18 protein-coding genes and 1 pseudogene are annotated in these 16,548 nt (G+C 73.5%); 9 read left to right on the forward strand and 10 right to left on the reverse strand.

Annotated elements, in window-relative coordinates:
• Window positions 1–3: 3 nt before the first annotated feature.
• Window positions 4–483, reverse strand: a complete 480-nt coding sequence (locus TNCT1_RS14295) for a DUF6578 domain-containing protein (protein WP_143631655.1) — start codon at window positions 481–483, stop codon at window positions 4–6.
• A gap of 108 nt (window positions 484–591) precedes the next feature.
• Here TNCT1_RS14295 and TNCT1_RS14300 point away from each other — a divergent pair, with 108 nt between their 5' ends.
• Window positions 592–1,392: a site-2 protease family protein gene (locus tag TNCT1_RS14300; RefSeq protein ID WP_143631658.1), complete on the forward strand. Its 801-nt coding sequence runs from the start codon at window positions 592–594 to the stop codon at window positions 1,390–1,392.
• On the opposite strand, the gene TNCT1_RS14305 is transcribed toward TNCT1_RS14300, so the two are convergent.
• Window positions 1,382–1,624, reverse strand: coding sequence for a hypothetical protein (locus TNCT1_RS14305; protein ID WP_235902590.1), 243 nt, complete (start codon window positions 1,622–1,624; stop codon window positions 1,382–1,384). The two genes, TNCT1_RS14300 and TNCT1_RS14305, sit on opposite strands and share 11 nt — an antisense overlap.
• 24 nt (window positions 1,625–1,648) lie before the next feature.
• Window positions 1,649–2,362: an NADPH-dependent F420 reductase gene (gene npdG / locus TNCT1_RS14310; RefSeq protein ID WP_143631666.1), complete on the reverse strand. Its 714-nt coding sequence runs from the start codon at window positions 2,360–2,362 to the stop codon at window positions 1,649–1,651.
• Between the two features lie 141 nt (window positions 2,363–2,503).
• Between npdG and TNCT1_RS14315 the strand changes: the two genes are divergently transcribed.
• Together TNCT1_RS14315 and TNCT1_RS14320 are read left to right on the forward strand one after the other, a co-directional pair.
• Entirely contained in the window at window positions 2,504–3,097 is a 594-nt protein-coding gene (locus TNCT1_RS14315) for a hypothetical protein (protein ID WP_143631669.1), read from the forward strand.
• A gap of 93 nt (window positions 3,098–3,190) precedes the next feature.
• Window positions 3,191–4,468 (forward strand): MFS transporter, encoded by a 1,278-nt coding sequence (locus TNCT1_RS14320; RefSeq protein ID WP_143631672.1) that lies wholly within the window; start codon window positions 3,191–3,193, stop codon window positions 4,466–4,468.
• 1 nt (window position 4,469) lies between these two features.
• Here the strand turns inward: TNCT1_RS14320 and TNCT1_RS14325 are convergent, their stop codons facing one another.
• Window positions 4,470–4,706, reverse strand: coding sequence for a hypothetical protein (locus TNCT1_RS14325; protein WP_143631675.1), 237 nt, complete (start codon window positions 4,704–4,706; stop codon window positions 4,470–4,472).
• 58 nt (window positions 4,707–4,764) lie between these two features.
• On the opposite strand from TNCT1_RS14325, the gene map reads away from it, so the two are divergent.
• Window positions 4,765–5,622, forward strand: coding sequence for a type I methionyl aminopeptidase (map, locus tag TNCT1_RS14330; protein ID WP_143631678.1), 858 nt, complete (start codon window positions 4,765–4,767; stop codon window positions 5,620–5,622).
• Window positions 5,623–5,660: 38 nt separating this feature from the next.
• A complete protein-coding gene (locus TNCT1_RS14335; RefSeq protein ID WP_143632510.1) occupies window positions 5,661–6,308 on the forward strand; it encodes a heme oxygenase (biliverdin-producing) in 648 nt (215 codons plus the stop codon).
• A gap of 12 nt (window positions 6,309–6,320) precedes the next feature.
• Here TNCT1_RS14335 and TNCT1_RS14340 read toward each other — a convergent pair whose 3' ends face one another.
• Window positions 6,321–6,965 carry a PhzF family phenazine biosynthesis protein gene (locus TNCT1_RS14340; protein ID WP_143631681.1) on the reverse strand — a complete coding sequence of 215 codons (645 nt, stop codon included), beginning with the start codon at window positions 6,963–6,965 and terminating at the stop codon, window positions 6,321–6,323.
• Window positions 6,966–7,150: 185 nt separating this feature from the next.
• Between TNCT1_RS14340 and efeO the strand changes: the two genes are divergently transcribed.
• The 4 genes and pseudogenes from efeO (at window position 7,151) to TNCT1_RS14360 (ending at window position 11,542) form a co-directional block, all read left to right on the forward strand.
• Complete coding sequence (gene efeO, locus TNCT1_RS14345) at window positions 7,151–8,287, forward strand: iron uptake system protein EfeO (protein WP_143631684.1); 1,137 nt, start codon at window positions 7,151–7,153, stop codon at window positions 8,285–8,287.
• A gap of 16 nt (window positions 8,288–8,303) precedes the next feature.
• Window positions 8,304–9,584, forward strand: a complete 1,281-nt coding sequence (gene efeB / locus TNCT1_RS14350; RefSeq protein WP_143631687.1) for an iron uptake transporter deferrochelatase/peroxidase subunit — start codon at window positions 8,304–8,306, stop codon at window positions 9,582–9,584.
• A gap of 3 nt (window positions 9,585–9,587) precedes the next feature.
• A pseudogene (efeU, locus tag TNCT1_RS14355) lies at window positions 9,588–10,377 on the forward strand (iron uptake transporter permease EfeU); the annotation flags it as partial.
• A 172-nt stretch (window positions 10,378–10,549) separates the two neighbouring features.
• Complete coding sequence (locus tag TNCT1_RS14360; protein ID WP_143631693.1) at window positions 10,550–11,542, forward strand: hypothetical protein; 993 nt, start codon at window positions 10,550–10,552, stop codon at window positions 11,540–11,542.
• A 23-nt stretch (window positions 11,543–11,565) separates the two neighbouring features.
• Here the strand turns inward: TNCT1_RS14360 and TNCT1_RS14365 are convergent, their stop codons facing one another.
• The 5 genes from TNCT1_RS14365 to TNCT1_RS14385 all read right to left on the reverse strand — a co-directional run bounded on the left by TNCT1_RS14365 (window position 11,566) and on the right by TNCT1_RS14385 (window position 16,530).
• Window positions 11,566–12,294, reverse strand: coding sequence for a bifunctional DNA primase/polymerase (locus TNCT1_RS14365; protein WP_143631696.1), 729 nt, complete (start codon window positions 12,292–12,294; stop codon window positions 11,566–11,568).
• 116 nt (window positions 12,295–12,410) lie between these two features.
• Window positions 12,411–13,016: a TetR/AcrR family transcriptional regulator gene (locus TNCT1_RS14370; protein WP_143631700.1), complete on the reverse strand. Its 606-nt coding sequence runs from the start codon at window positions 13,014–13,016 to the stop codon at window positions 12,411–12,413.
• A gap of 26 nt (window positions 13,017–13,042) precedes the next feature.
• Window positions 13,043–14,038, reverse strand: coding sequence for a small ribosomal subunit Rsm22 family protein (locus TNCT1_RS14375; RefSeq protein ID WP_143631704.1), 996 nt, complete (start codon window positions 14,036–14,038; stop codon window positions 13,043–13,045).
• A gap of 69 nt (window positions 14,039–14,107) precedes the next feature.
• Window positions 14,108–15,283 carry a serine hydrolase gene (locus TNCT1_RS14380; protein ID WP_174266294.1) on the reverse strand — a complete coding sequence of 392 codons (1,176 nt, stop codon included), beginning with the start codon at window positions 15,281–15,283 and terminating at the stop codon, window positions 14,108–14,110.
• Window positions 15,235–16,530, reverse strand: coding sequence for a multidrug effflux MFS transporter (locus tag TNCT1_RS14385; RefSeq protein ID WP_143631707.1), 1,296 nt, complete (start codon window positions 16,528–16,530; stop codon window positions 15,235–15,237). Before TNCT1_RS14385 ends, TNCT1_RS14380 begins: the two co-directional genes overlap by 49 nt.
• Window positions 16,531–16,548: the final 18 nt, after the last annotated feature.

Consider the following 16,548-nt stretch of genomic DNA (forward strand, 5'->3'; position numbering starts at 1 on the left):
GGCTCAGCGCCGGTCACCGGGTCCACGCGGCGCGCCGTCCGGCACCTCCAGGGTGACGAGGGCGCCGAGTACCCGGCGGACGCGGTGCGGGCCCCGGGGCGGTGCGTAGTCCTCCTCCTCGAACCACTTCGGGCAGTGGTCGACCGGCTCGAACGTCACCGAGTCGGGCACCGGCCGCTGGGAGCGTCCCGAGGGCAGGAGGGTGACCTTGCCGTACGGCGGTGCGGCGCGTCCGAGGTCGCGCAGGTCCAGGTCGACCGTGAACTCCTGGTGCACCAGGTCGATGGCGCGGACCCGGCCGGTGGTGGGGTGCGTGGTGTCCCCGTGGTTCTCCACCCAGGCCTCGGCACCGTGGTGGCCGCCGTCCCGCGGCCGCCCCTCGTCGAAGGCGACCAGCGGCCAGCGGATCTCGTCGCCCACCGAGAACGGCTCGCCGCAGCAGCCCATCTGCCATTCCTCGTAGAACACCCTCTTCAGTGCCATTCGTCCACCATCCAGGAACCGGACGACCGCCGCTAAGCGTTTTCCCGGCGTGTCCGCCGCCCGGTACGGTCGGCCTTCCCGACCGCCCCCGTTCCACAGGAGCCGCCCATGACCACCGCCACCACCAGCCGCGGCGAGCGCCGCGTCAGTCCCGTCTTCGTCGGCATCCTGGCCGTGACGGCGGTGACCGGCTGGGCCACCTGGACCGGCTTCGCCGAGCAGCCGGGTGTCGCGGTGTTCCTGTTCGTGACGGCGGCCTGGATCGTCTCCCTGTGCCTGCACGAGTACGCGCACGCCCGCACCGCGCTGCACTCGGGGGACGTCTCGGTGGGCGAGAAGGGCTACCTCACCCTCAACCCGCTGAAGTACACGCACGCGCTGCTGAGCATCGTGCTGCCCGTGGTGTTCGTGATCATGGGCGGGATCGGTCTGCCCGGCGGCGCGGTGTTCATCGAACGCGGCCGGATCCGGGGCCGCTGGCGGCACAGCCTGATCTCGGCGGCCGGCCCGCTGACGAACGTGCTGTTCGCCGCGGTGTGCACGGCGCCCTTCTGGCTGCACGCGCTGGACGGCGTGCCCCGCGACTTCCGGTACGCGCTGGCGTTCCTCGCCCTGCTCCAGGTCACGGCGGCGATCCTGAACTTCCTGCCGGTGCCGGGCCTGGACGGCTACGGGGTGATCGAGCCGTGGCTGTCGTACGGCGTGAAGCGGCAGGTGGAGCCGTTCGCCCCGTTCGGGCTGCTGTTCGTGTTCGCGCTGCTGTGGGTGCCGTCGGTGAACATCGCGTTCTTCGACGCCATCGACGCGATCCTGCGGGGCCTGGGGGTGGATGACTTCTCCCAGGCGTGCGGCCGCGAGCTCTACCGCTTCTGGCGCGAGACCCCGCAGCTGTGCACGATCAGCCCGTGACCGACTTGCCCTGCCCCGCGGCGGCGCGACCGCGCTTGACGTAGTACCAGGTCATGTTGGACGACAGGCCCGCCAGCAGCACCCAGACGACGCCCAGCCAGCTGCCCTGGACGAACGAGACGACCGCGGCGGCGACGGCGAGGACGCAGACGACGAGGGTGTACAGGGCGATGCGGGGCATGGGGGTCGGCTCCTTGCGGGGGACACTGCTACGACCACCAGTGTCCCCCACGCCCGTCCCGGCTCTCGCGTCGGCTCACACGTCGGTGACGCGGAGCCCTGCGTGCGCCTTGTACCGGCGGTTGACGGAGATCAGGTTCGCGACCAGCGACTCCACCTGGTGGGCGTTGCGCAGCCGCCCGGCGAAGACGCCGCGCATGCCGGGGATGCGGCCGGCCAGCGCCTGCACGGTCTCCACGTCGGCCCGGTCCTCGCCGAGCACCATCACATCGGTGTCGATCCGCTCGACCTCCGGGTCCTGGAGCAGCACGGCGGACAGGTGGTGGAAGGCGGCGGTGACCCGGGAGTCCGGCAGCAGCGCGGCGGCCTGCTCGGCGGCACTGCCCTCCTCGGGCTTCAGGGCGTAGGCGCCCTTCTTGTCGAAGCCGAGCGGGTTGACGCAGTCCACGACGAGCTTGCCGGCCAGCTCCGCGCGCAGCGACTCGAGGGTCTTGCCGTGGCCCTCCCAGGGCACGGCGACGATCACGATGTCGCTGCGGCGCGCGGTCTCGGCGTTGTCGGCGCCCTCGACGCCGTTGCCCAGTTCCTCGGCGGCGGCCCGGGCCCGCTCGGCGGCCCGGGAGCCGATGATCACCTTCTGGCCGGCCCGGGCGAGCCGGTGGGCGAGGCCCTTGCCCTGCGGGCCGGTGCCGCCGAGCACGCCGACGACCAGCCCGGAGACGTCGGGCAGGTCCCAGGGGTCCTTCGCGGGGGCCTTGGCGGGAGTCTGTGCGCTGTCGGTAGAGGTCATGGGCCGACTCTACGTCCGCACGGGCTACGGCACCGGGCCGGGTGAGTCACGGGAGGGCGGCCGGCCGCCGTGTCCCCGGGTCGGGCGAATCAGGGGCGAACTGCGGGTGACGGGGCGAGGGTTGCGGCAGGATGCGGCCGCATGGACGCCGTACGTGTCGCGCTGCTGCGCGAAGTGCTCGCCGGGACCGAGTGGCTGGGGGCCACCCGGCGGTTCGCGGGGGTGCTGCGCGGGTCGGTGGTGTCGCACGGGGGCGGGCTGCTGCTGGTCGGCACGCCCGCCTACGAGCCCTGGCACCTGGCCGCGCACCTGGTGGACGAGGCCGCCTGGTCGGGCACGCCCGAGCTGGCCCCCACGCTGGTCCGGCATGACGCCCGCCCCGGCGACCCCGCCCACCTGGCCGTCGGGCCGGGCCGGATCGAGGCGGCCCGGCGCGGCGAGACCCTGCTGGTGGTCGCCCCCGAGGAGCCTGCGGAGCTGCTGGAGCGGGTGCACGAGGCCCGCCGGGCCGGGGTGACGGTGCTGGCGCTCGGCGCGGGCGGCGGCGAGCTGGCCGCGATGGCGCACGACGCGCTGGCCGTGCCCGAGGGCGCGGAACTGGACCTGGACAGCGTGCAGCACCTGGTGAGCGCGGCGGCCGGGGAGAACAACTCGCCGCGGGTGCGGCGCGGGTTCCGGGACCGGCTGTCCCGGCTCGCGGACATCCTGACGGCGCCGCCCGCCGCTCCCTGGTGAGGGGGACCGGGCCGGCGGAAAACCGGCTGCCCGCCGGCCCGGGCCCGTGGAAAACCGGTTGCCCGCCGGCCCGGCCCCGCGCAGCATGCCCGGGTGCCCAAAGCTCTCCTCCCCGATCTCGCCCCCTGGAAGGCCTCCGCCGACTTCCGCAGGCTCTGGGCCTCCGGCCTGATCAGCAACTTCGGCAGCTTCCTGACCTTCGTGGCGCTCCCGGTCCAGCTCAAGGACCTCACCGGCTCCGCGGCGGCCGTCGGCGCGATCGGCGCGGTGGAACTGGTGCCGCTGATCGTCTTCGGACTGTACGGCGGCGCGCTCGCCGACGCCCTCGACAAGCGCCGGCTGATCGTGTGGACGGAGGTCGGCCAGGGCCTGCTCAGCGCCGCCCTGCTGGTCGACGCGCTCCTGCCGCGCCCCGCCGTCTGGCCGCTGTACCTGATCGCCGCCCTGTCCTCCGCGCTCGTCTCCGTCCAGCGCCCGGCCCTGGACTCCCTGCTCCCGCGGATCGTCGCCCATGAGCACCTGCCGGCCGCGGCCTCGCTGAACTCCCTGCGCTGGACGGTCGGCGGGGTGGCCGGCCCGGCGGTCGCGGGCGTGGTCGTCGCCTACGCGGGCCTCGGCTGGGCGTACGCCGCCGACCTGCTGACGTTCGCCGTGTCGCTGGTGTTCGTCGTCCGCATCGCCCCCTCCCCCGCCTCGCACCGGGCGGCGAGGCCGGATCTGCGGGCCGTGGCGGAGGGCGCCCGCTACGCCTGGAGCCGCAAGGAACTCCTCGGCACCTACGCGGTGGACCTGGCGGCGATGTTCCTCGCCATGCCGCTCGCCGTGCTGCCGTTCCTCGCCGACGAACTGCACGCCGAGTGGGCGCTGGGGCTGATGTACGGGACCTTCCCGCTGGGCGCGCTGCTGGTCAGCCTGACCAGCGGCTGGACCTCACGGGTGCACCGGCACGGCCGGATGGTGGTGCTGTCGGCGGCCCTGTGGGGCCTGGCGGTCGCGGCCGCCGGCATGGCGGGCGAGGTCTGGCTGGTGCTGCTGCTCCTGACCGTCGCGGGCGGCTGCGACATGGTCAGCGGGATCTTCCGGGGGGCGATGTGGAACCAGACGATCCCCGACGAGCTGCGCGGCCGGCTCGCCGGCATCGAGCTGCTGTCGTACTCGGTGGGCCCGCAGCTCGGGCAGGTGCGCTCCGGCGGCCTTGCGGCGTGGGCGGGCGTGCGGGCGTCCGTGTGGTCGGGCGGGGTGCTGTGCGTGGGCGCGATGGGGCTGCTGGCCCTGTGCCTGCCGGGACTGACGGCCTACGACGCCAGGACCAACGAGCACGCGGTGCGGCTGCGCGAGCAGCGCGCCGCCACCGCGCCGGCGCCGCTGTGAGTCAGTCCTCGTCGGCGTCCCGGCCGCCCGCCGTGGCGTCGTGCCAGCGCGGGTCGGTCTCCCATTCGAGGTTGCGCTCCTGCGCGGTCTCCATCGCGCGCTGCGCCTCCTGCGGGCTGGCGTAGGGCCCGAAGCGGTCCTTGCCCGGGCAGTCCGGGCCCTCCTCGACCTTCTTGTGCTCCAGGCAGTAGTACCACTCGCCCGGCTTGCCGGCGGTGCGCTTCTTGAACAAGGCCATGGACGGCTCCTCTCGCCACGCTCATATTCCCCGATGTCCGCTGGTTAGACTCGCTGGCATGTCTGGCCAGTCGCTGCTCGTACCAGGGGAGCTGTCCCCCACCCGTCCAGTACCCGGGAACATCCGCCGGCCCGAGTACGTCGGCAAGCCCGCGCCGGCGCCGTACACCGGTCCGGAGGTGCAGACGCCCGAGACGATCGCGGCGATGCGCGTCGCCGGGCGCATCGCCGCGCAGGCGATGGAGGAGGCCGCGAAGCTCATCGCGCCCGGCGTCACCACCGACCGGCTGGACAAGGCCGCGCACGAGTACATGTGCGACCACGGCGCCTATCCGTCGACCCTCGGCTACCGGGGCTTCCCCAAGTCGCTGTGCACCAGCGTCAACGAGGTCATCTGCCACGGCATCCCGGACTCGACGGTCCTCAGGGACGGCGACATCGTCAACCTGGACGTCACCGCGTACATCGGCGGGGTGCACGGCGACAACAACGCCACGTACCTCGTCGGGGACGTGGACGAGGAGTCGCGGCTGCTGGTGGAGCGGACCCGGGAGTCCCTCGACCGCGCGATCAAGGCGGTCAGGCCGGGCCGGCAGATCAACGTCATCGGGCGGGTCATCGAGTCCTACGCCAAGCGCTTCGGCTACGGCGTGGTGCGGGACTTCACCGGTCACGGCATCAGCTCGTCGTTCCACTCCGGCCTGATCATCCCGCACTACGACAGCCCGCACGCGACCACGGTGATGCAGCCGGGCATGACCTTCACCATCGAGCCGATGCTGACGCTGGGCACGCACGAGTACGACATGTGGGACGACGGCTGGACCGTCGTGACCAAGGACCGCAGGCGCACCGCGCAGTTCGAGCACACCCTGGTGGTGACCGAGACGGGCGCGGACATCCTGACCCTGCCGTGACCGGCATGACGCCGTCCGCCGCGGTCCGGGGAGTGTCCGTGGAGCCGTTCTCGACCGTCATCCGCACCGCCTCGCACCAGCAGCACGTGGCGGCGGAGACCTCGTCGTTCATGGGCGACCTGCTCGGCGGCCGGCTGGGCGTGGCCGCGTACGCGCGCTACACCGAGCAGCTCTGGTTCGTCTACGAGGCACTGGAGAGCGCGGCCGGGCGGCTGGCGGCGGACCCGGTGGCCGGGCCCTTCGTCCGGCCCGAGCTGCTGCGGCTGCCCGCGCTGGAGCGCGACCTGGCGCATCTGCGCGGCCCGCGCTGGCGCGAGGAGGCGTCCGCCCTGCCCGCGACCGAGGCGTACGCGGACCGGGTCCGCGAGTGCGCCGAGCGCTGGCCCGGCGGCTATGTCGCCCACCACTACACCCGCTACCTGGGCGATCTGTCCGGCGGTCAGGTCATCCGGGACCGGGCGGAGCGGACCTGGGGTTTCGCGCGCAAGGGCGACGGGGTCCGCTTCTACGTCTTCGAGGACGTCCCCAACCCCGCCGCGTTCAAGCGGGACTACCGGCGGCGGCTGGACGCGGTCGACGCGGACGAGCTGGAGCGGCAGCGCATCGTGACGGAGTGCAAGCGGGCGTTCGCCCTCAACACCGCCGTCTTCCAGGCCCTGGGCGAGGAGTTCGCGCGCAGCGCCTAGGCCGGGCAGGTCCTAGCGTTCGAGGACGACCCGGCCGCCTACCTCCACCCAGCCGTGCGGCTGGGGCGCGGTGAGGATCTGGGAGCCGCTGCCCTGGGTGATGTTCAGGGCGCGGCCCAGTTCCTCGGTGAGCAGCAGCGCCGCGGCCCCCGTCGCCTCGTCCTCGTCGATACCGTCGTCGCGCCCCGGGAAGGCGCGGGCCCGGACCCGGCCGGCCGCCTCGTCCTCCCAGGCCCAGGCGTAGATCCACTCGCCGGGCGGCGGCACGTCCAGCGCGTCCACCTCGGCGGCGGTGCCGTACCGGCGCAGGGTGCGCGGCGGAACCCACTCCGCGCGGGCCTCGATCCAGCTGAACTCGCCGTCCAGCCGGACGCCCACCACCCCGGCGGGCGTGAGGAGTTCGGGCACGTCCAGCAGCCAGGCCGTGCCGACGCAGGGGTGACCGGCGAAGGGCAGGCGCAGGGTGGGCGTGTAGATGTCGATCACCCCGCGCTCGGGGTCGTCCACGAACACGGTCTCGCTGAAGCCGAGTTTGGCGGCCAGCGCCTGCCGGTCGTCCCGCTCGGGCAGCACCGATCCGTCCCGGACGACACCCAGCTCGTTGCCGTAGCCGCCGCCGGGTCCGCAGAAGACGCGGAGTACGTCGTAGTCAGTCACGAGGAGATTGAATCACCCCTTGACCTGCCCTTTACCTTTCGATGGCATCCCGTTTGAGGTGCCGAGACCAAGCCGTGCCTGTGATCCTTCCGTGAGAGCCGAATCACGACCCGGGTGTGTATCGCTGAGGTAAGCCTCAGTTATGTTAGGTCAGCCTCACCACACCAGATCCGCCTGGAGCCTGCATGCGAGCCGTCCGACCGACCGTCACCGCCGCCGCCACCGTGGCCGCCCTGACCGCGCTCTCGGCCTGCACCGCCAAGAGCGACGCCGGGGACGGCAAGGCCATCGAGGTCACCGCCGCCGACTCCAGATGCGACACCTCGGCCAAGTCCGTACCGGCCGGCCAGGTCACGCTGAAGATAGAGAACAAGGGTTCCAAGGCGACCGAGGTCGAGATCGTCTTCCCCGACGACCGGATCGTCTCCGAGAAGGAGAACATCGGCCCGGGCACCAAGTACACGCTGACCGCCGAGGTGAAGGCCGGCACGTACGAGATCGCCTGCCGCCCCGGCATGAAGGGCCACGGCGTCCGCCAGAAGCTCACCGTCACCGGCGGCGGCAAGACGGCCCAGCGCGACCCCGGGCTGGACAAGGCGGTCGCCGACTACCGCCAGTACGCGCAGGACCAGGCCGACGAGACGCTGCCGCGCGTCGGGACCTTCGTGAAGGCCGTCAAGGCCGGCGACATCGAGGCCGCCAGGAAGGCGTACCCGCTCTCCCGCCTCGGCTGGGAGCGCACCGAACCGGTCGCCGAGTCCTTCGGTGACATCGACCCCAAGGTCGACGTCCGCGAGGACGGCCTCGAGGAGGGCCAGAAGTGGACCGGCTGGCACCGGCTGGAGAAGGCCCTGTGGAAGGACAAGAAGATCGGCGCCGAGGAGAAGACCCTCGCCGATCAGCTCGTCACCGACCTCGAGGACTGGCAGAAGCGGGTCGGCAAGGCGGAGATCACCCCCTCCTCCATGGCCAACGGCGCCAAGGAGCTGCTGGACGAGGTCGCGACCGGCAAGGTCACCGGTGAGGAGGACCGCTACGCCCACACCGACCTGGTCGACTTCAAGGGCAACGTCGAGGGCGCGCAGAAGGCCTACGAACTGCTGAAGCCGGTCGCCGCCAAGAACGACCCGGCGCTGGCCAAGGAGCTGGACAAGCAGTTCACCGCGCTGAACGGCGTGCTCGACAAGTACCGCTCCGGCAAGGACTCCTACGAGTTCGCCTCCTACGACAAGGTCACCGGCGAGCAGCGCAAGGAGCTCTCGGACGCGGTGAACGCGCTCGCCGAGCCGCTGTCCAAGCTCGCCGCCGCGGTCGTGAAGTGAGCGGGGTGACAGGGCGATGACCGAGACCCAGCAGACCCCGAAGACCCCGGAGACCCACGAGTCCGGCGGCGACAGCCCCTCGCGCCGGGCGCTGATCGGCTGGGGAGGCGCCGGGCTGGCCCTCGGGGCCGCCGCGGCCGGCGGCGGGATGGCGATGGCCAGGGCGGGCGACGACGGCCCCGCCGCCGAGTCGGGCGGCGCGGTGGAGTTTCACGGCGCCCACCAGGCCGGCATCGCCACCCCCGTGCAGGACCGGCTGCACTTCGCCGCGTTCGACGTGAAGACCGACGACCGTGAAGCGTTCGTGCAACTGCTGAAGGACTGGACGGCGGCGGCCCGGCGGATGAGCGCCGGGAAGACCGTCGGCGAGGGCGCCTTCGGCGGGCTCGCCGAGGCGCCGCCGGACGACACCGGCGAGGCGCTCGGGCTGAAGCCGTCCCGGCTGACCCTGACCATCGGGTTCGGGCCGTCCTTCTTCGAGAAGTTCGGCCTGCGCGACCGGCGCCCCGAGGCCCTGGCCGACCTGCCCGCCTTCCCCGGCGACAACCTGGACAGGTCCCGCACCGGCGGCGACCTGTGCATCCAGGCCTGCGCGGACGACCCGCAGGTCGCCGTGCACGCCATCCGCAACCTGGCCCGGATCGGCTTCGGCAAGGTCGCCATCCGCTGGTCGCAGCTCGGCTTCGGCAAGACCTCCTCGACCACCCCGGGCGCCCACACCCCGCGCAACCTGTTCGGGTTCAAGGACGGCACCCGCAACATCGCGGGGACCGAGAGCGACCGGCTGAAGAAGTTCGTCTGGGTCGGCGACGGCGACGGACCGGACTGGATGACCGGCGGCTCCTACCTGGTCGCCCGGCGCATCCGCATGAACATCGAGACCTGGGACCGGGCCTCGCTGCAGGAGCAGGAGGACGTCTTCGGCCGCGACAAGCGCGAGGGCGCCCCGGTCGGCAAGGCCAAGGAGCACGACGAGCCGTTCCTGAAGGCGCTGAAGCCGGACTCGCACGTGCGGCTCGCGCACCCCGACTCCAACGACGGCATCACCATCCTGCGCCGCGGTTACTCCTTCACGGACGGCACCGACGGCCTCGGCCGCCTCGATGCGGGCCTGTTCTTCCTCGCCTACCAGCGGGACGTGCGCAAGGGGTTCATCCCGCTGCAGCGCAGGCTGTCCGCGCACGACGCGCTCAACGAGTACATCCAGCACGTGGGTTCGGCGGTCTTCGCGGTTCCCCCCGGCGTCCGGGACTCCGGCGACTGGTGGGGACGCTCGCTGTTCCAGAAGGAGGCGTAGCCCGTGTTCTCCAACTACCTGATCGGTCTGCGGGAGGGCCTGGAGGCGTCGCTCGTCGTCTGCATCCTGATCGCCTACCTGGTCAAGACCGGCCGCAGGGACGCCCTGAAGCCGATCTGGATCGGCATCGGCATCGCCATCGCCATCGCGATGGGCTTCGGCTGCGCCCTCGAGTTCGGCTCCCAGGAGATGACGTTCCAGGCGCAGGAGGCGCTCGGCGGCTCGCTGTCCGTCATCGCCGTGGGCCTGGTGACCTGGATGGTGTTCTGGATGCGGCGCACCGCCCGGCACCTGAAGTCGGAGCTGCACGGCAAGCTGGACGCGGCCCTCGCGATGGGCACCGGCGCGCTGGTCGCCACCGCGTTCCTGGCCGTCGGCCGGGAGGGCCTGGAGACCGCCCTGTTCGTGTGGGCCTCGGTGCACGCGGCGAGCGACGGCACCCCGCGCCCGCTGGTCGGCGTGGCCCTGGGCCTGGCCACGGCCGTCCTGCTGGGCTGGCTGTTCTACCGGGGCGCGCTGAAGATCAACCTGGCCAAGTTCTTCACCTGGACCGGCGGGATGCTGGTCGTGGTCGCGGCGGGCGTGCTGGCGTACGGCTTCCACGACCTGCAGGAGGCGAGCTGGATCCCGGGCATCAACCACCTGGCCTTCGACATCAGCGGCGCCATCCCGCCGGACAGCTGGTACGGCACCCTGCTCAAGGGCGTGCTCAACTTCCAGCCGGACCCGACGGTCGTGCAGCTCACGGTGTGGGCGCTCTACCTGGTGCCGACGCTGGCCGTCTTCCTGATCACGCCGGAGCTCCGCGCCCGGCTGCGGGGCGGCCGGAGCGCCACGCCGGCCACCGCCGGCGGCAAGGTGCCGGCGTCCGAGTAACGGGACGGCGCAGCAGGGGAACCGGCCGTCCGCGCGCCTTCCCGTCCCGGTAGGGTTCGCCTCCGGGAAGGGGAGGGTGAAGGCACCTCATGAGCAGGGATCGCAGTCGTCGCGGGCTTCGCAGGCGTGACCGGAACGCACTCATAGCGGCCTCGCTGACCGCTTTGTCGCTGACGGCGAGCGGGTGCGTGGTGGTGCACGGGGAGCGCGAGGTGCTGCCGGCCGCCGGCCGCGCCGAGGCCGCCCGGGCCCTGCGGCAGTTCACGGACGCCTACAACAGGGCCGACAAGGCCTACGACCGCTCCCTGGACGCCAAGCACGTCACCGGCGCCCTCGCCGACATCGACGGCGCCCGGCTGACGGCGGGGCACGCCAACAGCCCGTCGGGCAACGCGAACCACTCGCCGCTGGAGCTGACGGACGCGAAGTTCACCATCCCGAAGAAGGCCGGGTGGCCGCGCTGGTTCGTGGCGGACGCCAAGGCAAACAAGGGCGGCGACGCCCGCTGGCTGCTGGTGTTCACCCGCGACGCCCTCACCGGGCCGTGGCAGGTGGCGTACCTGACGCTGGTCGCGCCCGGTGACGTACCGCAGTTCAAGAAGGACGCGGACGGCTGGGCCGAGGCCGTGCCGGCCGGCGCCGAGGGCCTGACCGTGCCGCCCGCCGAGCTGAGCAAGGACTACGCGAGCCATCTGAAGAGCGGCGGGAACACCTTCGCGGACGGCCCGTACACCAGCGTCCTGCGCGCGAACCGCAAGAAGCTGGCGAAACGGCCGGGTCTGGTCCGGCAGTTCATCGACGAGCCGCTGACCGGCGGGGACTACGCGCCGCTCGCGCTGCGCACGGCGGACGGCGGGGCGCTGGTGTTCTTCTCAACGCACCACTACGAGAAGCAGACCGCGGCCGTGGGCACGTCGGTGCCCGCCCCGAACCGCGATGTGCGGGCCCTGACCAAGGGCGAGATCAAGCAGTCGCTGACGCTGGAGATCGTCGCCAACGAGGCCGCCCTGGATCCGGCGGGCGGCGGCCGGGTGTCGGTGCTGGGGCGGGTCCAGGGGCTGACGGCGGCGCAGGGCGAGTAGCCGGCCGCGGACGCCGCGGGGGCTCAGTGCCGCAGCGGCCAGGCGGTGCCCGCGGGGTCGCCGGTGTGGCGGGCGCAGGCGTCGGTCAGCACCTCCAGCAGGCTCAGCGGTTCCGGCAGCGGGTGCTCCGGGCCGCGCAGCCAGCGAAGCCCACGCTCCCCGTCGCCGGGCAGCCGGGCGGGCGGCACGAGGACGTAGGAGCCGCGGCAGTGCCAGCGCAGGCCGGGATGCTCGTCCATGGTCTCGGGATGGCAGTCCAGCTCGCAGGGCCACCACTCGTCCTCGTCCTCGGGGGTGCCCCGGGTGAGGGTGAAGAACAGCATGCGGCCGTCGTCGCTCTCGGCGACCGGCCCGACCTCCACACCGGCGCCGAGCAGCCGCTCCAGCGCCTCCCGGCCGGCCTCCAGGGGCACGTCCAGGACGTCGTGCACCATGCCGGTGGCGGTGATGAAGTTGGCCTGCGGCTGGTGCCGGGCCCAGCGCTCGATCTGGGCGCGGTCGGTGGTGGACTGGGTCTGCCAGGCGAACGACACCGGGTGCCGGGCCGGGGTGGGACAGCCGACGCGGTCGCAGGAGCAGCCGTAGCCGGCCCCCGGGTGCGCGGCGGGCGCGAGCGGCAGGCCCGCCGCGGCGGCGGAGAGCAGCAGGGCCTCACGGCCGCCGGGGTCGGCGGTCTCCTTCGGGCGGCGTCCACGCAGCCACTGGGTGAGTCTGCCCTGCCGGCCGTCACGGCCGCCGAACGTCGCGCTCATTCGTCCCCTTCGCCTCGCCTGGTGCGGACAGCATGCCTCATCGTCCCATTCTCCCGCTCTTCGGGGTGTCACCGGGGCCTTCCGGAGAAACCGGACGAGACGCACCGCACAGGAGGTCAGCGCGGGGCCAGGCCGTGCAGTGCGTAGTCGACGAGGGTGTCCGTGTAGTCGTGGGTGATCGGGCCGGTGCGCTGCAGCCAGCGCTGGGCCAGCGGGGAGACGAAGAGTTCCAGGCCGATGCGCGGGTCGATGTCGGGGCGTACCGCGCCGGTGTCCTGCGCCGAGCGCAGCCGGTCGACGTAGAGCTGGAGCTGGGGTTCGAGGAGCTTGCCGACGAACTCGCGGCCGAGCTGCTCGTCGACCAGGCCCTCGGCGGCCAGCGCGCGGGCGGGGGCCTCGAAGCGCGGGTCGAGCAGCTCGTCCACGGTGGCCCGCAGCACCGTCTTGAGGTCGGCGGCGAGGTCGCCGGTGTCGGGGAGGGTGTGCGGCTGCTGTCCGGCCGCCTGCTGACCGAGGTCCAGGAACGCCTCCAGCAGCACGTCCGCCTTCGACGACCACCACCGGTAGATGGTCTGCTTGCCGACCCCGGCGCGGGCGGCGATCCCCTCGACGGTGGTCCTGCGGTAGCCGGCCTCGCCGACGAGGGCGAGGGCTGCGGCGTAGATCGCCCGGCGGGATCTGTCGCTGCGGCGGGTGGCGTCTGGGGCGGGCTTCTTGACCATGGGCTGACGCTAACAAGCCCGCAAGGTCAGGCGGCGGGGTCCCGGGGCGGCCAGGCGTCGCCCCAGTCGGTGTCCCGGGCCGCCCGGTACAGGCCGCCGTGACGCTTGGTGACCGTCGTGCGGCCCAGCCGCTCATCCGTCTCGCAGAGGTCGAGCAGCACCTGCCCCTTGCGGATCTGCGGGCGCCGGACCACCCGGTTCGGGGCCGGCTCGGCGGGCAGCCGGGTGGCGGCCACGTAGCTGAACTTCTCGTCCTCGTAACCCAGGGAGCCCCCCTTGACCTGCCGGTGCAGCGAGGAACGGCTGACCCGGGCGGAGAAGTGGCACCAGTCCGTGCCGGGGACGATGGGGCAGGCGGCGCTGTGCGGGCAGGGCGCCGCCACCCGGAACCCGGCGCGGATCAGGCGGTCGCGGGCCTCGATGACGCGCTCGTAACCCGCCGGGGTGCCCGCCTCCACGATGACGACGGCCTGTGCGGCGGCCGCGGCGGCGTCCACGAGGGCGGTCCGGTCGGCCTCGGCGAGTTCGTTGAGGACGTAGGACACGGTGACGAGGTCGGCGGGGGCGAGGCTGAGCGCCGTGCCGATCCGGGCCCGCTCCCAGCGGGCGTCGCGCAGGGCCGGGTTGGCGGCGGCGATCTCCCGGCCGAGGGCGAGCGCGGGTTCGGCCCAGTCGAGCACGGTCACCGGCCGGGTTCCGTCCCAGGTGTCGGTCACCGCCCAGGTCGCCGCGCCGGTGCCGCCGCCGACGTCCGTGTGGCTGCCGGGCGCCCAGCCGGGCACCGCGTCCGCGAACGCCCCGAGCGCCGAGCGGACCGCCTCGAAGGTGGCGGGCATCCGGTAGGCGGCGTACGCGGCCACGTCGGCGCGGTCGCGCAGGATCGGGGCGTGGGTGGGGGTGTCGCCCCGGTAGCTGGCGATCAGCCGTTCCACGGCCGCGGCGGCCTGCGTGGGCGGAAGCCCGTCGAGCAGCGCGGCCACGGAGGCGCGGAGGGCGTCGGCTGGGGAGGCTGGGGCGTTCACCCGGCGATTCTCTCAGCTGCCCGCAGGCGGCCCGCCCGGGGACGTCGGGTCCCGGCGGGCGCCCGGTGCTCAGGCCCCGCGGACGGCTCTCGACAGGTGGGTCGCCATGACCGCCCTGGGTCTGCTGTCCGGCAGCCGCCGGCGGGGGTGGACCGTGTTGGCCAGCAGAACAAGGAAGGTGTCCGTGGCCGGGTCCAGGACCAGGGAGGTCCCGGTGAACCCGGTGTGGCCCGCCGCGCCCCGGCCCGCCAGCTCGCCCATGAACCAGGGCTGGTCCACGGCGAAGCCCAGGCCGGGCGGGGTCAGCAGGAGTTCCGTGAAGTCCGGGCCGAGGATGCGGGCGGGACCGTAGGCGCCGCCCGCCAGCAGGGCCCGGCACAGGACCGCGAGGTCCGGGGCGGTGGAGAACAGGCCCGCGTGGCCCGCCACCCCGCCGAGCGCCCAGGCGTTCTCGTCGTGCACCTCGCCGCGCAGCATCCCCCGGTCCGCCTTGGCCCAGGGCCGCCGCTGGTCCTCGGTGGCCGCCGCACGGGGACGCGGGCCGAAGCCGGTCTCCGTCATCCCGAGCGGCCGGGTGATGCCGTCCTCGATCAGCACGTCCAGGGTCCGGCCGGTGATCCGCTCCAGGACGAACGCGAGCAGGATCATGTTGAGGTCCGAGTAGAGGTAGGTGCCGGGCGCCGCGGCCGGCGCCTCCGCCCGCAGCATGGCCAGCCGGGCGGCGGCGTCCGGGCGGTCGTACAGCGGCAGCTCGGGGCGCAGCCCGGAGGTGTGGGTGAGCAACTGCCGCACGGTGATGCCGTGTTCCGCGGCGGCGGTGAACTCGGGCAGGTAGGCGCCGACCCGGGCGTCCATGCCGAGGGTGCCGCGCTCGATCTGCTGCACGGCGGCGACGGACGTGAACAGCTTGGTCAGGGAGGCCAGGTCGAAGGGGGTCCGGACGTCGGCCGGGACCCGTTCGGCGGGCGGCAGCTCGACGCCGGCGCCGGTCTCGGGGTCGTAGCGGGCGTAGCGGACGGCCCAGCCGGCGGCCTCGGCGACGGCGACCACCGGTCCGCGTCCGGCCAGCACGACGGCGCCGGCCGCCCAGGGGCGCACTCCGGCGGTCAGGGCGTGCACCTCGTCGGCCAGGTGCCCGAGTTCCGTGGGGTCGAGCCCGGCTCGTTCGGGTGCGCCGGGGCGCAGTCGCGGCGTGCTCAGTTCCGCTCTCCCTCCGGCCCCGTGGACGGCCTCCAGGGACGGCACAGTCCCACGAAGCAGGCCACCGCGACCAACGCACCGGCCAGTTGGACGAGCGCCATGGGCACGGCGGTGTGCTCCCCGGCGACGCCGACCAGCGGGGAGGCGACCGCGCCGATCAGGAAGGAGGAGGTGCCGAGCAGCGCGGAGGCGGAGCCGGCGGCGTGCCGGGTGCGCAGCAGGGCGAGGGACTGGGCATTGGGCAGGGTGACGCCCATCGCCGACATGAGCACGAAGAGCGCGGCGGCGACCGGGACCAGGCCGACCTCGCCGAAGGCCCCGGCGGACATCAGCAGCAGGGCGCCGGCCGCGAGCACGGTCACGGCCAGGCCGGCCGCGAGCACCTTCTCCAGCGCGACCCGGCCGACCAGCAGCTTGCCGTTGACCTGGCCGGTGATCATCAGCCCGACCGAGTTGAGGCCGAAGAGCAGGCTGAAGGTCTGCGGGGAGGCGCCGTAGATCTCCTGGACGACGAACGGCGAGGCGCTCACATAGGCGAACAGCGAGGCGAAGGCGAAGCCGCCGGCCAGCAGGAAGCCGCTGAACGGCGCGTCGGCGAGCAGGCCGCGCATCGCGCGCAGCGCCTCCCCCACCCCGCCCCGGTGCCGGCGGGCGGCCGGCAGCGTCTCCGGCAGCCGCGCCCAGACCAGGGCGGTGAGCGCGGCGCCTGCGACGGTGAGGACGACGAACACGCCCCGCCAGTCCGTCACCCGCAGGATCTGGCCGCCGATCAGCGGCGCCACGATCGGGGCGACCCCGGAGACCAGCATCAGGCTGGAGAAGAAGCGGGCCATGGCCAGGCCGTCGTACAGGTCGCGCACGACGGCCCGGGCGATGACGATCCCCGCCGAGCCGGCGAGGCCCTGCGCCAGCCGCAGGGCCACCAGGGTCTCGACGTCGGGCGCGAACGCGCACAGCGCGGTGGCGACGAGGTAGACGGCGAGGCCGCCCAGCAGCGGCCGGCGGCGTCCCCAGCGGTCGCTCATCGGCCCCACGACGAGCTGCCCGAGCGCCATGCCGGCCAGGCAGGCGGTGAGAGTGAGCTGGACGGTGGCGGCGGGGGCGTGCAGGGTGCGGGTGACCTCCGGCAGCGAGGGCAGGTACATGTCCATCGCCAGCGGGGTGGTGGCGGTGAGGCCGCCCAGGAGGAGGACGAGGAGCGGGCCGGCGGGCCGGGCGGGGCCGTCCGCGGGCCGCGTGGCGGCGGACGGGTGCGCCCTCTGGGGTGTCGGTGCCGCCGCGTCCTCGCGCATGTGTCCCTCCCTCTCGCA

Origin of the sequence: Streptomyces sp. 1-11 (assembly GCF_007176755.1) — a bacterium.
Taxonomy (GTDB): Bacteria; Actinomycetota; Actinomycetes; order Streptomycetales; family Streptomycetaceae; genus Streptomyces.